Origin of the sequence: Maribacter polysiphoniae (genome assembly GCF_003148665.1) — a bacterium.
In the GTDB taxonomy this organism is placed as follows: Bacteria; Bacteroidota; Bacteroidia; order Flavobacteriales; family Flavobacteriaceae; genus Maribacter_A; species Maribacter_A polysiphoniae.
On record NZ_QGGQ01000014.1, the window covers coordinates 1 to 17343 of the forward strand.

At 41.5% G+C, this 17343-nt stretch carries 16 protein-coding genes; 2 read left to right on the top strand and 14 right to left on the bottom strand.

The genetic code is table 11. The features are described 5' to 3' along the window. The coding region (locus LX92_RS20085) for a transposase (RefSeq protein WP_146197832.1) at positions 1-310 on the top strand (310 nt) is incomplete at its 5' end. Here LX92_RS20085 and LX92_RS20090 read toward each other — a convergent pair. The 8 genes from LX92_RS20090 to LX92_RS20125 all read right to left on the bottom strand — a co-directional run bounded on the left by LX92_RS20090 (position 307) and on the right by LX92_RS20125 (position 10913). Next, entirely contained in the window at positions 307-603 is a 297-nt protein-coding gene (locus LX92_RS20090) for a hypothetical protein (protein ID WP_109654469.1), read from the bottom strand. The genes LX92_RS20085 and LX92_RS20090 overlap by 4 nt on opposite strands. Before the next feature lie 17 nt (positions 604-620). Continuing rightward, positions 621-2054 carry a MutH/Sau3AI family endonuclease gene (locus tag LX92_RS20095; protein ID WP_109654471.1) on the bottom strand — a complete coding sequence of 478 codons (1434 nt, stop codon included), beginning with the start codon at positions 2052-2054 and terminating at the stop codon, positions 621-623. After that, on the bottom strand, positions 2047-3330 hold the full coding sequence (gene dcm, locus LX92_RS20100) for a DNA (cytosine-5-)-methyltransferase (protein WP_109654473.1): 1284 nt from the start codon (positions 3328-3330) through the stop codon (positions 2047-2049). The genes LX92_RS20095 and dcm overlap by 8 nt, the downstream gene beginning before the upstream one ends. A 296-nt stretch (positions 3331-3626) precedes the next feature. Continuing rightward, entirely contained in the window at positions 3627-5723 is a 2097-nt protein-coding gene (locus LX92_RS20105) for an acylase (RefSeq protein ID WP_109654475.1), read from the bottom strand. 421 nt (positions 5724-6144) lie between these two features. Then, positions 6145-6615 carry a nucleoside deaminase gene (locus tag LX92_RS20110; protein ID WP_109654477.1) on the bottom strand — a complete coding sequence of 157 codons (471 nt, stop codon included), beginning with the start codon at positions 6613-6615 and terminating at the stop codon, positions 6145-6147. 191 nt (positions 6616-6806) lie between these two features. Then, positions 6807-7688 carry a carbohydrate kinase family protein gene (locus tag LX92_RS20115; RefSeq protein WP_109654479.1) on the bottom strand — a complete coding sequence of 294 codons (882 nt, stop codon included), beginning with the start codon at positions 7686-7688 and terminating at the stop codon, positions 6807-6809. A 4-nt stretch (positions 7689-7692) separates the two neighbouring features. After that, on the bottom strand, positions 7693-9192 hold the full coding sequence (locus tag LX92_RS20120; protein ID WP_109654481.1) for a mannitol dehydrogenase family protein: 1500 nt from the start codon (positions 9190-9192) through the stop codon (positions 7693-7695). A gap of 5 nt (positions 9193-9197) precedes the next feature. After that, a complete protein-coding gene (locus LX92_RS20125; protein WP_109654483.1) occupies positions 9198-10913 on the bottom strand; it encodes a purine-cytosine permease family protein in 1716 nt (571 codons plus the stop codon). A gap of 449 nt (positions 10914-11362) precedes the next feature. Between LX92_RS20125 and LX92_RS20130 the strand changes: the two genes are divergently transcribed. Beyond that, positions 11363-12100 carry an NUDIX hydrolase gene (locus LX92_RS20130; protein WP_109654486.1) on the top strand — a complete coding sequence of 246 codons (738 nt, stop codon included), beginning with the start codon at positions 11363-11365 and terminating at the stop codon, positions 12098-12100. Between the two features lie 83 nt (positions 12101-12183). Here the strand turns inward: LX92_RS20130 and LX92_RS20135 are convergent, their stop codons facing one another. From LX92_RS20135 to LX92_RS20160, 6 genes are all read right to left on the bottom strand, one after another. Continuing rightward, complete coding sequence (locus tag LX92_RS20135; RefSeq protein WP_146197885.1) at positions 12184-13665, bottom strand: T9SS type A sorting domain-containing protein; 1482 nt, start codon at positions 13663-13665, stop codon at positions 12184-12186. 277 nt (positions 13666-13942) lie between these two features. Further along, on the bottom strand, positions 13943-14248 hold the full coding sequence (locus LX92_RS20140; RefSeq protein WP_109654490.1) for a hypothetical protein: 306 nt from the start codon (positions 14246-14248) through the stop codon (positions 13943-13945). A gap of 4 nt (positions 14249-14252) precedes the next feature. Then, the gene (locus tag LX92_RS20145) at positions 14253-14447 is read right to left on the bottom strand and encodes a hypothetical protein (RefSeq protein WP_109654492.1); all 195 of its coding nucleotides are present in this window, start codon (positions 14445-14447) and stop codon (positions 14253-14255) included. Positions 14448-14477: 30 nt separating this feature from the next. Continuing rightward, on the bottom strand, positions 14478-16076 hold the full coding sequence (locus LX92_RS20150; RefSeq protein ID WP_109654494.1) for an FAD-binding protein: 1599 nt from the start codon (positions 16074-16076) through the stop codon (positions 14478-14480). Between the two features lie 10 nt (positions 16077-16086). Continuing rightward, positions 16087-16443, bottom strand: a complete 357-nt coding sequence (locus LX92_RS20155) for a hypothetical protein (protein ID WP_109654496.1) — start codon at positions 16441-16443, stop codon at positions 16087-16089. A 461-nt stretch (positions 16444-16904) separates the two neighbouring features. Next, entirely contained in the window at positions 16905-17330 is a 426-nt protein-coding gene (locus tag LX92_RS20160) for an OsmC family protein (RefSeq protein WP_109654498.1), read from the bottom strand. Positions 17331-17343 lie beyond the last annotated feature (13 nt).

Below are 17343 nucleotides of genomic sequence, written 5' to 3' on the forward strand. Positions count from 1 at the left end.
ATCGCAGTACTTCCAGTACACCGAACCCATCAGGAAGATCATCTATACGACCAACGCCGTGGAAGGTTTTCATCGCCAAGTTCGTAAGGTAACCAAGACCAAGGGGGCATTTACCAACGACATGGCCTTGTTGAAACTGGTATACCTGGCCACAAAGAACATCGAAAAAAAGTGGACAAGCCCATTACATAATTGGAGTCTTACCGTTCAACAACTTTATATTAAATTTGGGGAGAGGATACCACTGGTCTTAAACGCCAATTCCTTTGGGGCTAGCCCCAAAGGAATTGGAACAACGGACAGAGTTTAATTTACAGACCCAATTAAAGCATCAATGATTTCTTTATGAGCAGGAACATTAATTAATTGCCCATTCGGATTGGTTAATTCCAATAATAAATCGTGCTGATGGTTCAAATGATTATTGCAAAGACCTGAAGTTCTTGTTATATAAAACCTGTTATTGCAACCTATAATTTTACAAGTTCTATCATTTGCTTGATAGTTATATTTATTTGGATTAAGCTGATTTCTACCACCAAATCCAATATCTCTGACACTAATTGTCCAATTATCGATTGTTTTAGTTAATGGAGTTATCATTATAAATCTATTTATTCTTAATTAGTAATTTGATTTAAAATATATCTACTATTAAGCCAATATGATTTTTTTTTCTCCATGGTTCCTTGAGGAGTTTCCATCAAATCTTTAGAATTTACACCCTTAGGCCTAACGTGAAAAATCTTATGATCTTTTAATTTCCAAAACTGATTATAGACCCCCTTTTTAATCTTTTTCTTTGTGTCATTCCAAAAATCTTCAGCCACAATTAGGTCAGAATAAGGCATCGTCCAAAATTTGACTTTATATAATCGAGATACTTGATGCTTATCTTTCTTGAAAATCACAAAGAAAAATCTCTTTGTCAATGTAGTGTACAAGTATGATTCCTCCCATTCTTCATTGACTATTTCAAGAAACTTGATTTGAGCAAAAGACATACTCTCTTTAAGAACACCATTTTCGGCTAACTTTATTGTTTTTAATTCAATTTCGGCCTTTTCAAATTCTTCAATCTTTTGTTTCGTAACTCCTAAAATCGCCCGTGCCAAAACATAGTTTTTGTTTTTCGCTTTTAGATTCACATTAAGATTAAATGAATCGACTATTTCTTTCTCTGACCACCCATAATATTTTTCAAATTTTTCAACGATCAAATCCTCGAATGTTTGACCCTCACGATAATCCGAAACATCTTTGATTACTGCTTCATGACTATCTGAGGGAATTACCAGGTCATCGTAACCACTTTTTGTAAAATCATTTTGACTTTGTAAAACCTTAGTATAGGCTTCGTTCACAGCAGGTAGTTCAAAGTCACCTTTAAAACTGCGTTCTATTATAAAATTGAGATACTTAGACTTTAGAGAAAATGCTCTTTGGGGAGCCAAAATATCAGAAAATGGTTGTTTTCTTTTCGATTTTTCGGCTGTGGATCCTTTAGTACAGGCTCCAAGATATAAAGTATCACCTTCTGATATTTCGTGAGCTTTCCCCGCTTTGATTTTGGCAACTATAGTTTTCCAATCATCAATAATTATTTTTAAATCGGTTAAAGGGAAACGCCATAGACGCACTATTTTAAATACATAATCAATATCCAATTTCTCTTTTTCGTGCAGATAAAATATCAAAAGGAGAAGTTTGTTCTTCTTCCAGAAACTACTATTTTCAAAAGACAACTTATATTCCTCTTCGAAATTGATAATATTGAAAACCAGCCTCTCTTTTGAAACAAGGCCTTTAGAAATTTTCTTTAATGGTGTAGTCTTTAATTCAAGGCCGGCTTCGAGGAAGTCCGGCTCTGAATTAGAATTTGGTTTATAATTAAAATATAGTTCTTCTAGAAGTTGACCAAGTTTTCCTTTACCAGAATAGCTGTTTTGAAGATCGTTTCCAAAAAGTTGTCGTAGCGTTTTATTCTCTAGACGCTTTGCATAAGCTTTTATAGCAACCGGGTCTTTAATATCATATGGAGGTTTATTAGACAAGCTCTTCTAAGGGTAAATTAATTTCACTATATAACTGTTTTCCAATTCTATCAATCACCTCTACCACTAATGCATTTCCCATGAAGAATGCCCTTTTCGTATCGGTTATTTCCGGATGTTTTGTATGATTATCAGGAAATGTATTCAGTCTTTCTAATTCTAACGGGGTTAATCTTCTTAATCTTCCTTTTTGTTCCACAACATGTTTAAATCTTGAGGGCGATTTACCTCCTTCACCCGTAATAATGGTACGGGATGCATTATTTAAGGCATCTGGGAAAATCATGCTACCCTCAGTATAATTATAATAATAATCTAATGCCTTATTATATCGTGGCTCATTTTTAGACCCTTTAAGATATTTCCAACCTTTTTCCTTTTCCACATCCTCTTTAGAAATAAAAAACTCATTTGGAACGTCTTCAATATCTACTAATACGTCTCCTAAGGTTTTAAAAGGACCATTATAAGATGGATATACTTTTACCGTATGATAGCTACCATCAATCATTAATCCACAATTCTGAAAAGGACTCAGCTTTTCATTCAAATTGAATTTATTTGAAACCTTAATTAAATCCTTTTCTATTTCCCCTGTTATAATTTTTTCTGTCATTTCACTAATAGGAAATGATTTAGCAAAAACCCCATTAGATTCTAACCAATCAGCTTTTGAATTAGTTTGCTTTAATCTTCTATAAATATCCGTGCTTTTATGATATGCAGTAAAATAGATTCTTCTCCTTCTTTGTGGCATACCGTATTCTGCTGCATTGATTACTCGCCATTCTACTGCGTACCCAAGATTATTTAAAGATGCAAGCATTACTGCGAAGTCTCTTCCTCTTTGATTTGAAGGAGACTTCAGTAATCTATCCACATTTTCAAGTAATAAATATTTAGGCTTGTTTTCTTTTCTTCTAAGAATGGCTTCAATACTCCACCAGAGAACACCCTTTTTCCCGATAAGGCCTTTTGAGTTTTTTAAAGTGGTAGCAACGGAATAATCTTGACAAGGAAATCCCCCAACTAATAAATCGTGATCTGGTATTATGTCAAAGTTGTTTTCAATCACATCTTCAATGTTTTCTCCACAATGATTAGCGTTTGGCCAGCGTTTATTGTATACCATATTAGCATGTTGAGTTTTGGTGCTTGGTTCCCATTGATTGCTCCAAACAACATCGAACTTAGAATCTTCTCTTTTTGGATAACCTTCAAGTCCTATTCTAAAACCTCCAACTCCGGCAAAGAGCTCCACAACTTTAATTGGCATATTTTATAAATCTTATTATTAAAATCTTTAAAGCCCTAAAATATCAGTTTTCAAATTTAATTACGGCATTTTCACCAATATTCAATACAAAATTTTTCAACATTCATTTAAGTTAGTGAGATTGCTCCATTCCATAGCCATTTTTTCATTGCAGGTTATTCAATAATAGGCATTCATGCAAACCGTAAACTCGTTTTCACTCCTCCCCTCCTACCGTCAGTGGGTTAACCAGTATTTATTCATTACAGGTCAATGGTTTCAGCTGTATCCGTGGCACCAACCCCCGGGTAGTACTGCTAGTCCTTGTCGGTTTTTGTGACAAACCCACTGGCTGTAAGCACTTCCGTTTTCGCCGTATGGGCCTTAACCTCCGCTTTGGTAAACCAGGCATCGCGCAATTCCTTTTTGGAGAACAAGGTCAACTGGTCCCCATTATGGGGCGAGTCTTTTTGGGTGGCATTGCCATAGGACAACAACACTTTGGCTTTTACCGCATCACCAAATTCTATGACCCCTACCCAAGAATCGCCACCACCGACAAACATATGGTTTTCATCCTTGTCACCGGGCCATGCGACACGAAAAACGCCCATTGAGCCATCGATGCCATTGGCTGGCAGGTCCTTTCCGTTATAGTGTATCCTGTAATACTCGCCCCAAGGGATATCCAACCCGCCAAATTGGGTCTCCATCTCCTGGGCGGCTTGTTCCAAGAGTTGAACGGCCGTCGTTTGGTCCGCAAAACCATCCGGCGTTGTATTGGGCTTATCAATACTCCATGGCTCGGCGTAATTCGATTTTTTCCGGACATTGAATTTATTGGCCCAATTATAAAACAAGAGCATTCCCTTACTATCGGCGTTCGCTTCACGGTCCCATTTTTCCAAGACCACTTTGGCCGCTTTTGCCTTTTCCGAATCCGAGGCATCCACCGCGGCAAATAAATCGTCCAAGATCCTATCGGCGAATTCCAGGCGTGTAGAGAGCTTGTAGTCCACCAACTCCTCAAAGGTGATCGATTCATCCTCCAACATCATCCGTGCCGCACGTTGGGGTCTAAAGGCCATACTTCGTGGGGCCATATAACCGGGGAAGTCATCAGGATCCAAGGTCATGGGGATGGTACTGGTCCATGGTGGGTCGTTGGCGTTTTGAAGCCATCCGACCGAAGGGTTCTTAATTTTGGGCAGATCGGCATAATCGTGTACCTCCGTCCATATATCCGCGGATTTTCCACCGGGAATTATACGGTTCCAATACTTCCAGGCATCTTCCGTCCGTTTGGGCACGAGTCCATTGAAGAGATAGAAAATGCTTCCTGCCTTATCGGCATACATCACATTCCAAAATGGGATCTGCGCCATTTTCAAGGCGGATTCAAACGCCTCAAAACTGGTGCTATTGATCATTTTCCACCATTGCAAAACCATATCGGGCCGGTCTAGTCCAACCATGCGCAACGCCAGGACCTTACCTTCTTTTTGGTTTACAACAGGACCATGTACCGTTCTTAACAATTTTATTTCCTGTTCGACCAGGGATCCATCCTCTTGTTTTACCTTAATGGATTTTTTAGTGCTTTCAAAGGCTTTGACTTCCCCATCCAGTACGTAGCCATGATCCTTTACCACCAGTTCATAGGTGTCCGCATTATCGATGGTGTTGTTGGTATGGCTCCAGCCTAAATGCTCATTGAACCCAATGACGATCCCGGGGAAGCCCACTAAGGTACTTCCGTACATGTTTTTGCCCTCCAAGGTAAGGTGGGATTCAAAAAAAAGAAATTCCCGCCACCAAGGTAAGTGCGGATTCTGCACCAACATGGCATTTCCGGAGGCCGATCGTTTTGGGGAGACGGCATAGGCATTGCTCCCTAGGTCTGGCCATCGTTGAATACGCCCTAAATCGTCCCCTCCGATAAAGCGGGTAAAAACCACATACATCAGGTGCATGTTGATATCCTTAGTCGTTAAGGGCAAAACCATCTTGTTTTTTTCATCCACGGCTTCCGGATGGGCTTGTGCATAGGCATTTAGGCCGGCAACAAAGGATTTGTAAATTCTTTTGGTTTCTGGATCTTGTTCCTTTTCCCACTGATCGGCCAAATCCCCAAACCCCAGCGTATGGATGAGTATGTCGTTCTTGAGTTTTGTATTCCCCCAATATTCGGAACCCTTACCCCTGGAACTACCATAGAGTTCCAAGATCAAATTGGCATGATTGTGCATCTGTGCCCAACCCTGGGCATAAAACAAATCTTCGATATTATCCGATGTAATATGGGGCACGCCCCAAGTATCCCAAGCGATCTCGGTTTCGGGATGTGCGGTTTGGGCGTGGGAAGCCGTAAGGAATGAAAGGACAAGGGAAGTGATGAGTAGACGGATTTTCATGATCTAGTGTTCGTTTAGTAGTGGTTCGTTCCGTTTAAGGAATAGGTTATCAATAGATTACCCCAACAAGTTACTACATTTCTGTTCTTTCTACAAACGGTAAAAAATGGGACGAGGACTCCCCTGGGAGGTATTGTCGGCCATCGTTTTTATGGAATCCCGGGAATGGGATGCAGGGTTGGACATTTGGCGTTGTAACCCCTGCCCTACTAGTATCGGCCTGTAAGGAGCCCCCAAACCAGGAGTCCAGCAGACCAACTCACCCAATAAAAAGGGTTGCACGAACATTTGTTTTGATGCCGTACCCTAAGCCCAGGATTTCCCGCTATAAGCCTGGGACGGGCACCACGTAGAAAGCGATCGTGTCAAAAGGGTAGTTTATAGCAGTTAGGCTACTTTCGGTCTTGGGGTGTTTTGGAATCTAATATTCCGTTTTATCCTCTTTTTTCTCCCATTCCTGAAAAGGTGTTATCGCTATTTCCGGAACCAATTGCTCAAAGGGAATACTTCGTTCAGTATAGGGTAAAGGAATCTCTTTGTAGATAAAGGCATCATCAAAGCCAATATTGGCGGCATCGGCCTGATTGCTTCCGTAATAGACCTTATCGGGTCGCGCCCAGTATATAGCGCCCAAACACATGGGACATGGTTCGCAGGAGGTATAGATCTCACAACCTTCCAACTGAAATGAATCCAGGTTTTTGCAGGCATCCCGAATAGCCATAACCTCAGCATGTGCCGTCGGGTCGTTGGTCGATGTTACCCTGTTGTTACCTCTACCGATAATTTTTCCGTCTTTGACGACCACACAGCCAAAGGGTCCGCCTTCATTGTTCTGCATTCCTTTTAGTGCCGCATTTACGGCCTCTTGCATAAACTTTTCCTTGCACATATTAAATCTCTTTTAGTAGAATAAAAAGCACCTTTGCGATTTCATAAAAAAAGCTCATCGTTACCGATGGGCTCTTTTAAAACTTTTTATAAAATTAAGGCATACATTTAATTTAGACCCACTTTTTGATCTTTAATTACCGTTTAAAGCTTGTGACATTATGGGCTTCCCTTGCCCCTTTCCTATTATGCTCAGGAATTTATAAAACCATCAATTTCCCGTTGTTCAATATCAGGATTGGCACCCGCCTTACTGGCCACGATAGCACCTACGGCACTGGCAAAATCGATGGCCTTTTGGGGAGGGGTTCCTTTTAACAATTTATCGGTCAAGGCGGCCAAGAAGGAATCCCCGGCACCAACCGTATCGGCAACGATTATTTTGAATCCATTATTGTAATAAAAGGTGTTGTTGTGGTAGAGCAGCGCCCCATGGCGTCCTTTGGTTACACAAATGGATTTTGAATGGGTGTGTTCGGCCATAAACAGCACGATATCTTCCATGGATTTTGAAGTAGCCCCCAATGCTGACGCAATTTCGAAAATCTCATCGTCATTGAATTTAAGAAAATCAGCCTGCTGCATAAGGTATGATAGAACCTCAAGGGTGTAATGTGGTTTTCTTAAGTTGATATCAAGGATTTTATAGTTTGCCAGTTTCAAAAGTCCGTATAACGTATCCCTGGAGGTGTCATTCCTAGCCACCAAACTCCCAAATATGAAGGCATCCGAACCCTGGACTTTTTCCTTGGCCTGTTCGGTCAACTGTATATTGTCCCAAGCCCTAGGGAAGTTAATGTCATAGGAGGCGGAACCTTTTTCGTTCAACGTTACTTTTACCGCTCCCGTTTGTAGCGTTTGATCTACCTGGATCTCATCGACATTGACCCCGTGTTTGGCTGCGAAGTCCACTATTTCCTTACCGGGGGCATCATCACCTATTCTTGTGATTATGGAAACGGTATTGCCCAATGATTGCAACCTTAGGGCTACGTTTAAAGGGGCTCCCCCTATCTTTCTATGTGTGGGGAACACGTCCCACAACACCTCGCCAAAACAGACAATATTTTTCATTTCGCTAATTATTCAGTGCCTTATTGTTTTGTTCGACAACACATGTTGCGATACCTTTTTCCGCTATGTTTTTATAGGCCTTTGTAAATGCCGCTACAAAAGTTGGCGAATCCTTGAGTTTGCCAAATACGGTTTCAATTTCCAAAAAGGCTTTAGGGTCGCCTGTTGAGGCGGCAAGACCTTTTTCGTTCAAGATGGACTTCATGGCATCCTTAATGTTCAATGCCTTACCATTTTCGTCCTTTCCTATGCTGTACATTGCCCAAGCGGCAATCACCAAGGATGCAAATGCAATGGAACCCTTTTTTTCCAAATTGGTGTTTACGGTGGGTAAAACGAAAATTGGGAACTTGGCGGAGCTTTCAGAGCAGATCCTATCGATCTGGTCTTTGATGTTGATATTTCCGAACCGTTCCAATAAGGATTTTTTGTAACCGTCTAAATCAACGCCTTCCAAGGCCCCTAACGTCGGTGTTACCTCTATGTCCATGTAATTCTTTAAGAAGGCACTTATTTGCGGATTGTGCACCGATTCATCGATGGTGTCATAACCCATTAAGGCACCTATGATTCCTAAAACCGTATGGCCTGCATTCAAGAGGCTTAATTTCATTTTTTCATAAGGAACCACATCTTCCACAAATTGGGCACCTACGGTTTCCCAAGCAGGTCTTCCCGCTGTAAAATCATCTTCTATGACCCATTGTTTAAAGGGCTCGCAAACCACGGGCCAGGCATCATCAATGCCCGAGGATGCTTTTAGGTTTTCAATATCGGCTGCACTTGTGGCCGGTGTAATTCGGTCGACCATACTATTTGGAAACGCAACATGGGTTTCTATCCACGATACCAATTCCGGTTCCGCTTTTTGTACATAGCTCAATAGCATCCTTTTGGCCATATGGCCGTTTCCTTGGATGTTATCACACGATTGTAGGGTACAGCCCTCCAATCCCCGTTCTTTTCTAAGTTTAAAAGCCTGTGTCAAATAACCGAAAATGGTTTTTGGGGCTTCCGGATGCTTTAAATCATATTGGATATTGGGATTGGTGAAATCAAAACTTTGGGTAGCCTCACTGTAGTTATACCCCCCTTCGGTTATGGTCAAGGTAATGATCTTAACCTCGCTACTTGCCATTTTTTCGATCACCGTTGTTGGATTTTCGGGTGCATATAAATATTCGACAATGGAACCGATGACACGTTTGGTATGTGAGCCATCCAGTTCTTTGATGATTAGGGTATATAGGCCATCCTGCTCTTTCAGGGAATTGTAGATCTTCGTATCGAATTCGAGTAAGGCAATACCGCAGATGCCCCAATCCGTGATGGATCCATCCTCTAATAATCGATCGGTGTAAAAAGCTTCGTGTGCCCTATGGAAACCACCGATACCTACATGTACAATGCCCGTTTTGAGTTTACTTCTGTCATAGGTTGGGCAAGGTATTTTATGGGCGATTTCCACCAAATTCTTTTGATTGAGTTTAATACTATTATTCATGATATTTAATTTTTTTGGGATTTTCCCCGTTTAAGTGCCCAATATGCAGTGGCAAAATAAATTAAAGTACAGATAAAGGTATACCGATAAAAAATCTCGCGATTTTCCAGGTATATCGTTTCATTGGAACTACCGAATAAGACTATACAGGCCAATACCAAGCTGATCAGCAATGTTAGCATCGAAATGCCCTTTAGTACCTTTGAAAAAAGTGTGGTATCCTTTATGGGTGTTTTCTCTTCTTTTGCCTGTTGTTCTTGGAATCTTTCAATGTTCTCATTCCGTGTTCTTTCTTTTTCCTCGGCCTCAGGGTATTTGTTTTTGGCACCGTATTTTCCGGCCAAAAACGTATAGATGGCTATAGTAAAGATCCAAGTGGGTATAAATAAGTAAAAGAAAGACATGACGTTAAGCGCATTCAGGCCAAAACCGAATGCGAGACCTAAAAGCCATGAGGCTATTGCGGGGGTACTGGTTTTTAGTTCTTTGTAATGCAACCAATATCTTGAATATCCGATTCGGGGAAATATTTGATGCTCGGCAAATACGATTCCCCCAACGGGCACTACGATTAAACCGGCATAGGTCAATAGCGGAAGGATCTGTGTAAACACAAAGGGGAAACAGGCCACGATACACGTTGCCAAACCTACGATCAGGGTTGTTTTTCTTCTGGATGTATTGTGAAATATGGCCTGTGCGGCCAAACCGGCACGGTATAGATTGGCCACGGCGGTGGTCCAACCGGCCACAATAACGATCACAAAACCGGACCAACCAAGGGCGTAGTAGGCAACATCGCCCGGATCAAGTTCCACAATGGATTTTCCGAGAATTACAGCAGCCCCGGCCCCCATGATACCCGCAGAAATCCATGCAACGTAATGTCCGAACATCATTCCTGTACTGGTGGCCAATCCGTAGGATTTCTTTTTGGCAAAACGGAACAAAGCCATATCGATAAGGCCAAAATGTGTTATCGTATTCGCTGCCCAGGCAAAACCGATCACTTCGGTAAGACCAATACCCGGTTCTCCATCACTGTTGATACCGGTCCAAATGGATTGGTCGCCGAGCGTTATAAAGTCAGTCCAGCCATCAGGTATGGTTTTACCTAATACTTCCAATGATAAAGCGGGTAAGAGAACAAATGCCCCACTAGTGAACATAACGAATAACCAAGGGGCGCAAATACTCGAAAATTCCGAAACAGCATTAAAGCCATAGATGGCAATAGCGACCACAACAAGACCAACCACCAAAACAATGGCCACAAACCACATATTGGTCGGATACCAGTTCAATTGAGGGGGGATATTGAACGCAAAACGAACAGCTGTAGCGGATACGGTGATCATGGCCGCGGATATTACGGTAAAAATTAAGACGTTGGCCCAATTATAGAGCTTGGTCATGGAGTCACCCGCTATCTTATTAAGATAGGTATATAAGCTTAATCGGGTTTCTACGGCAATGGGGGCGGTAATCAATGTCCAGCTTAAAACGGCCAGAATATTACCGATCAGCAAACCCAATAATATATCCTTGGTCGTTGCGCCCAAGGCCACGAACGTTGCTCCAATAACAAATTCGGTGGCGGCAACATGTTCAGCGGCATATAAACCGGCAAAGTGGGTCCAATTGTGCAATTTGTTTTTTGCAATCGGTAATTGATCTACTTCTAATTTTTCGAATTGCTGGAATTCATTGGTCGTATCCATGATTTGTAATTTTGGAATTAGCTTAAATGATATGCTTTAAGGATTGCTGCTTTATACAAATACAGGGATGGCCCGACATTTTGAAAGACAGTTTTGCGATTTTTGTTCTATCCGGTGTATCCATTGAAATTTGGTTTTAAAATAGTGTGATGTTCTAAGTTCGTCCTTGGCAAACCCAAGACTACATAATGGTGTGCTTCGGATAGGTTCATTTTTATTTTTTATCAACTGATTATAATAAACGTCATTTAAACGTTTGTTATTCAAATGTATAAATTATTTTTAGATTCTTTTATGATTTTAGTCATAAATATGTGCTATTTTAGCTTTAAAATGTGTTGTATTGATATTTAAGCCCCATGGATAAGGGGTTTTAAAAGGAAGATATAAAATGTTATAATGACGTTTAATGAATTTAATGAATTGTTTTTAAACGAATTTGATGGTCTATGGAATCTAAAGTGATCCTGAATTTATCAGTGGATTGTGTGGTATTTGGTTATGATACCAATACAAAGTCCCTTAATGCTTTATTGATTAAACGCTACTTGGAATCTGAAGATAAGAGCGAAATACTTGTCGATGATCATGTGCTTACCGGATATCATGTATATGAAGATGAAACACTGGACAATGCGGCTACCCGTGTCCTAAAGGAACTCACGGGTTTAACACAGCAGTATAAAAAACAATTTAAGGCTTTCGGCGACCCGGATCGTTTGACCAATGCCAAGGATTTGTTATGGATCGAGAATGCCAAATTTGATATAAGAACGGTGACGATTGCCTATTACTTTTTACTGAAAACCGAGGATGTGGATATTGAAAACAACAAATATGACGCCAAGTGGTTTCCGGTTAAGGACCTACCGGAATTGGGTTTTGATCACAGGCAGATTATAAATGAGGCCTACGGGGATCTAAAGATAAAGTGTTTGGTAGAGCCCATTATTTTTGAATTATTGCCCGATAAATTCACCATTAATGAAGTACAGGATGCTTATCAATCCATTTTGGGAATAGAAATCGACAATCGTAATTTTAGAAGAAAGCTCATTAATAAAAAATACATCATCCCTTTGGATGAGAAACAATTCGGGGTTTCCAAAAAACCCGCAAAACTGTATATGTTCAGTAAGGATGTTTACGAAAAGATGTTCCAGAAAAATTATCTGATCAATATCTGATCTTTCCATCCTTGACGATTACACAACCAATTGGGTTGCATGCCTTCCCCTCTTTTTAGTATTCATTAGGGTCGTATAAAGCCTTAATCGGCCTTGATGATCTGTTGTGCATAAACCTGATTCGTGGCCATGTTACTAACGGAGACCACATATACGCCTGAAGAAAGGTCACCCATTTCGACTTCCAAAGTGGCTTCGTCGGTGGTTATGGTCTTTACGCGTTTGCCACTCATATCGTTTACCTGAACGATCGATTTCGATACGAGTCCCTCTATATAAAGAATCCCTGAAGTGGGGTTGGGATACATAATGATTTCAACTTGGTTGATCGGCTGGTTTTCGATCAGTACTTCCCCATTGGTGTTGTACACTACGATAACAGGGGGTCTGGCGTAGGTGCCTTGTTCGGTATCCCCGCTTTGAACGGACAGGTATAGGTTTCCGGTACTGGGGTCAAAGGTACCCCCACCGATTTTTTTTGAGCCATTGGCCTGAAACGGGGTATTGAAATAGCCGTGGTCATACGGTCTCACATCATAGGGGTTTAGGGTGCCATTTTTAACGGCTACCAGATCGTTCATATCCCAAAGCCAATAGTATTGGTAATTGTCATCGGCTTCGGGGGTACAATATCCGCCGCATAGGTTGCCGTTGTCCTGGGTACATTTATAACAGATGCCGCTTTCGTGGCCCCCACTACTGCCTATGGTCAAATAGGTTCGTGTACCGGGTACGATAAAGCCATAGGTTGCCCTTGACAGATGGGTCCATATATCATTGGTCTTCGATTCATTGCTCAGGTCGCTGTGCAAGGGGTTCGACAGTTTGAAATCCAGCAAGGTGTTTGTTTTGATGGATTGGGTCGTATTCAGGGCATCGTTGATATCGAAGGCAAAGGCGGAGGGACCCACACTGGCCCTCGATATGATTGGGATACCGCTTGAATGTCCGGTAATGTGCGTACCGTCCAATTCTTCTTGCCAAGCTTCGGGAATCGCGGATATCCAACCAGAACTATGTGCAGGGGGGCTACCCTCAAAATTGTAATAACCGCTTACCGATGTGGTTTCCAATGCATTGGCATCGTTTACGATCAGGGTACTTACGGTATTGTCCGCAGGTGCATCGTAATATTCATAAGCATTGACGATCAGTTTGGCCTGCCCGCCATGGTTCACATAATAAAGTCCACCTACCCTATCGATGCCTTCGGGGTTGCCGTCGGCAGTTTGGGACAACACGTCACTGAAAACCTGAATAGGGGTCTCTACCATGTTCAGTTCCGATAATGTCTCACTTTTTACGATTTCGGGAATCGCATATTCCGCTATGGCCTGCTGGTGGGCATGGCCAACGATAAAGAGGGAATGGTTTTCGTAATTATAGGCGATGGGTCCTTGGGCATAGTTGAGGTCCGATATGCCATTTTCACTTGCTTGTATACGGAAGGCCCCCTCATAGGTCAATTGTGATATATCGAAAAGGGGAAGTTCTTCCAAACTTTGTCCACACATCGGATAGGTAGATGCTACCAGAAGCATCCATAAAAAATATGCTTTCTTCATCTTTTGTGGTTTTTGTACAATGGGCTCCAACCTGGAATCAATAAAATAACGCAAAGGCGGACAGAATGTTGTCTATTGCAATGCACCACAAACAGGAAAAGGAACGTGCCAAGGGGAAATTTGGTGGACTTTCCCGATATGTATAACTTGCAAATGAGAATGATTGCCATTCATAGTTAACGTGTACACCCAGAATAAAACAATACAAGGTTAAGTTGGAAAGATCTATAATTTGGTGTTCAAAATATTAGATCATTATCCTTATTTGATGTTGTGATTAGGAAGTCTCCTCTTTTTGTGATTGTCCTGAAACTTGTCGCTCCTTAAAATAAAATCCGATGATGAAGCCCAAAGGCCCTGAAAGTATGGAGGATACGGTTGTCAAAAGGTCTTTATAGTCATTGGTTTCAAAACCTTCTGAAAAGTAGCCGATAAAAAAAGTTACAAAAATGACACAGAAAAATAGGATGACAAAGACCATCGCTAGGACTCCCCTATCCTTTTCCCTTTTTTCGTGTGCACTTTGTTTTATTACGATATTGCCAATACGCTGTCCAATATCAGAGATGATGTCCTTTCCCATGATTTTATCTTTTTTGGATTTTGTACTTCGGATATCGTTGTTCCATATCCTTTTTCAATGCAGCTTCAATATTGTCCAATTCTGCATCTTCCGGCATCACTAGATTTTTATCTTCATTCAGTTCAATAAGCCGTTCCAAGATTTTCTTGGTCAGTTTTAGCTCATATTCTAGTTGTAGTCTTGTCTTTTTCTCCTCCATGATTTTCGTTTTACCAATTAATAAGGGGTATTATAATAGTGACTGGACCAATAACGGGTCGCTGGGTTCTTTTCTGTCCAGTTTCACTTCCTTCAAAAATGCGTTGGAAAAAAGGGTCTGCATATCGTCAGACAGCAGGGAACAGCGGTATTTTCGCCAGGTTACCGCATCTGTGCCATACATATGGTCAACCAACCCCGTGAACTTCCAATCGGCATTTTTCCCCCAATGCATTGTAAACGGGATATTTTCTTGCTGTAGGGCCTCTATCATCTTTTTTGAAAGGCCTTCGAGCGTTCCCAATTTCTTTTTTTCATTCCATAGAACACCATCGATTTCTATCATACAGGTAGTGGGAAAACGTGCGAAGGATAAGGTGGCGTCGGACTTTTTAATAAAACGCATTGCGAAAATCCCGGGAACAGGACCTTCATCAATACTTACTTTGGTAAGTACTTTCAGTGCTTTTTCCGCATTGGTGTGACTCACGCCGAACGATATAGCGAAAGCGGGACCTTGGTAGGGTGCATCCCAAAACGTTTCGGCCAAGGTTCCTATGGAAACTTCATTGACCGTGGGAAGAATGGAGTTTTTAAGCATATTGATGAACACGGGAAAGCTTGCTGGCACACTTGACCCTATCTGAACCACGAGATTGATCAAATCCCGATATAGCGATTTTTTGATGACCGGAAATGGATCGGGATAGTTTAATTTATAGGGTTTCTTATACATGAATTCCACCACATACTTTCCGTTATCCTTATATTGATTTACAAAGACCTTAAAGTGATACGGAGTATTGGCATCCCCATTACTTTTTATTTCTTCGGGAATACCATCAAATTCCTTGAAATTCTGCTTTTGGGCGAGTTCAATGGCTTTGTCCTTTTTCAGTTCTTTGACATACCGTTTTAATAGAAACAGATTCTGGACTTCGATGACCACACCATGGATGAATCCGAAAGAGCCTAAACCGACCAGGGCCGCATTGAAGAGTCCGTCATTACGGATTACCCGTGACCGAAGTTTTTGCACATACACGTCATTGAGGGCCGGTTTGGAATGGCGTTCCAAATATACGATATCACCTGGGTTGGGACCAATGATAAGGTTGAGTCCGACAACATAATCTTGAACGGAACCTACATTGATTCCCGAACCATGTACACCGGTGGAGATGCAACCGGCAATGGTCTGTCCGTTACTCGCACCTGAGGCTTTTAACGATTTTCCATGTCCGGCCAATTTCTCCGAGATCTCTTTGACCACATTGCCACATTGGAAAAGAAAAAGGTTTTCCGCCTGATAGCCCGATAGCGCATGTAAATCTTGGTTTCTGAATGAGAAATAGGTATTCATATGCGCATTAAAGTGCATACGGTCTTTTTGATGTGCTATTTTAGACATGGACCAAGCAGAACCATAGGCCCTAAAACCTTCGTTCTTGTTCCTTGCTTCGGTAATCAGCGTCTGTATTTCCTGTGCCGCATCATTGTAGCGATCCAAATCGGAGGTCATCAAGGCCGGTGACTCCAACTTGGTTTTGTATAATATTTTTAACGGAAAGGGGCCATTATTATGCAAGGTATCCCATTCGGTCAATGTAAGTTTTGTTGTTGTGGCCATTGCAAAGGTTTTATGGTTTCATACAGACATATTTGATTTTCACTTTTCGCTTTCGGCCAAAAGTAATCGCACTCAATACTACCGCACCGAATGTATTGGTGTATTCCACGGTGTGCAGTTTTCCGGTGGGACATAAATCAGTTACTTTAATGAGATAAGTAAAATCCTTATTCTCTACACCAATGGTAATTACGGTATCCAATTCGGTAACTTCCATAGCCCTGTAATAATCATCCCTAACCATGGGGGCCGCAGGATTTGGTGTCCCTTCAACGCTTGCTAAGCGTACCGAATAACAGGATTGAAATAAGAGTAGCACCAGAAATGCCAATAATACAAGGGGTATTAGGTAGTTCTTGAATTTCATAATGGTGGTTTTTGTGCTGCGTATCTGAATAAACAGCAGGTTTTCTATAGCATGTTTTGGGAGAACATTGGAAAATACCTCTGAATCGGTATTAGGACATTACCTATCCTTTAAATTACAAAGAGTATGGATCGGTTAGCCCGAGTAGTGTATATTCTGTAGGAAATAGTGTACGTTTGGTCGTGGACTCTACACCACAAACAGCAAAAAGGAACGTGTCAAGGGAAAATTTGGTGGACTTTCCCCTGACACGAACCCAATATGGAGGTGTTCACGGCCTGATGCCGTACGTTCTCAATTTTCTTCCAGCTTCAAAGGGGAATGATGCTCGTGGACCATTTTCCACCCGTCGGGCATATTCACGAACAATAGGGTGATTTGGTCATTGACGACAACAAGGTCTTCCCCGAATTTCATAGGGCCGGTGAGTACGAATTGGATTTTCCGAAATAAGACCGTTATTATGCTGTTTTTAAGGTCACTTTTAATTCGATTTCCGTATTCAATAACTTGGAAACAGGACAGACTTCTTTTGCCTTTTGTGCTATTTCTTGGAATTTTTCCGCATCGATTTCCGGAACATCGCCTTCTAGATCCAAGGTGATTTTTGTAATGGCGCCATCTTCAAAAGTAACTGTGGCATCTACATCCAAAGTGGTTGCCGTAAAATTCGATTCGTTCAATAAGAAGCTTAACTGCATGGCAAAACATCCCGCATGCGCAGCGCCTATCAACTCTTCAGGATTGGTGCCTTTTTCGCCATCTTCAAATCGGGTATGGAAGGAATAGGCTGTTTTGTCCAAAACTTTACTGGCGGTGGATAGATTCCCTTGACCTGTTTTTCCACTACCTTCCCATACTGCGTTTGCTTTTCTTGTAAATTTCATAATGTGTATATTT

Coding starts and splice junctions, on each gene's coding strand:
- LX92_RS20125 (WP_109654483.1), bottom strand. CDS start 10,913: ATGGATACGACCAATGAATTCCAGCAATTCGAAAAATTAGAAGTAGAT.
- LX92_RS20115 (WP_109654479.1), bottom strand. CDS start 7,688: ATGAAAAATATTGTCTGTTTTGGCGAGGTGTTGTGGGACGTGTTCCCC.
- LX92_RS20090 (WP_109654469.1), bottom strand. CDS start 603: ATGATAACTCCATTAACTAAAACAATCGATAATTGGACAATTAGTGTC.
- LX92_RS20130 (WP_109654486.1), top strand. CDS start 11,363: ATGGAATCTAAAGTGATCCTGAATTTATCAGTGGATTGTGTGGTATTT.
- LX92_RS20150 (WP_109654494.1), bottom strand. CDS start 16,076: ATGGCCACAACAACAAAACTTACATTGACCGAATGGGATACCTTGCAT.
- LX92_RS20145 (WP_109654492.1), bottom strand. CDS start 14,447: ATGGAGGAGAAAAAGACAAGACTACAACTAGAATATGAGCTAAAACTG.
- dcm (WP_109654473.1), bottom strand. CDS start 3,330: ATGCCAATTAAAGTTGTGGAGCTCTTTGCCGGAGTTGGAGGTTTTAGA.
- LX92_RS20140 (WP_109654490.1), bottom strand. CDS start 14,248: ATGGGAAAGGACATCATCTCTGATATTGGACAGCGTATTGGCAATATC.
- LX92_RS20110 (WP_109654477.1), bottom strand. CDS start 6,615: ATGTGCAAGGAAAAGTTTATGCAAGAGGCCGTAAATGCGGCACTAAAA.
- LX92_RS20160 (WP_109654498.1), bottom strand. CDS start 17,330: ATGAAATTTACAAGAAAAGCAAACGCAGTATGGGAAGGTAGTGGAAAA.
- LX92_RS20155 (WP_109654496.1), bottom strand. CDS start 16,443: ATGAAATTCAAGAACTACCTAATACCCCTTGTATTATTGGCATTTCTG.
- LX92_RS20105 (WP_109654475.1), bottom strand. CDS start 5,723: ATGAAAATCCGTCTACTCATCACTTCCCTTGTCCTTTCATTCCTTACG.
- LX92_RS20135 (WP_146197885.1), bottom strand. CDS start 13,665: ATGAAGAAAGCATATTTTTTATGGATGCTTCTGGTAGCATCTACCTAT.
- LX92_RS20120 (WP_109654481.1), bottom strand. CDS start 9,192: ATGAATAATAGTATTAAACTCAATCAAAAGAATTTGGTGGAAATCGCC.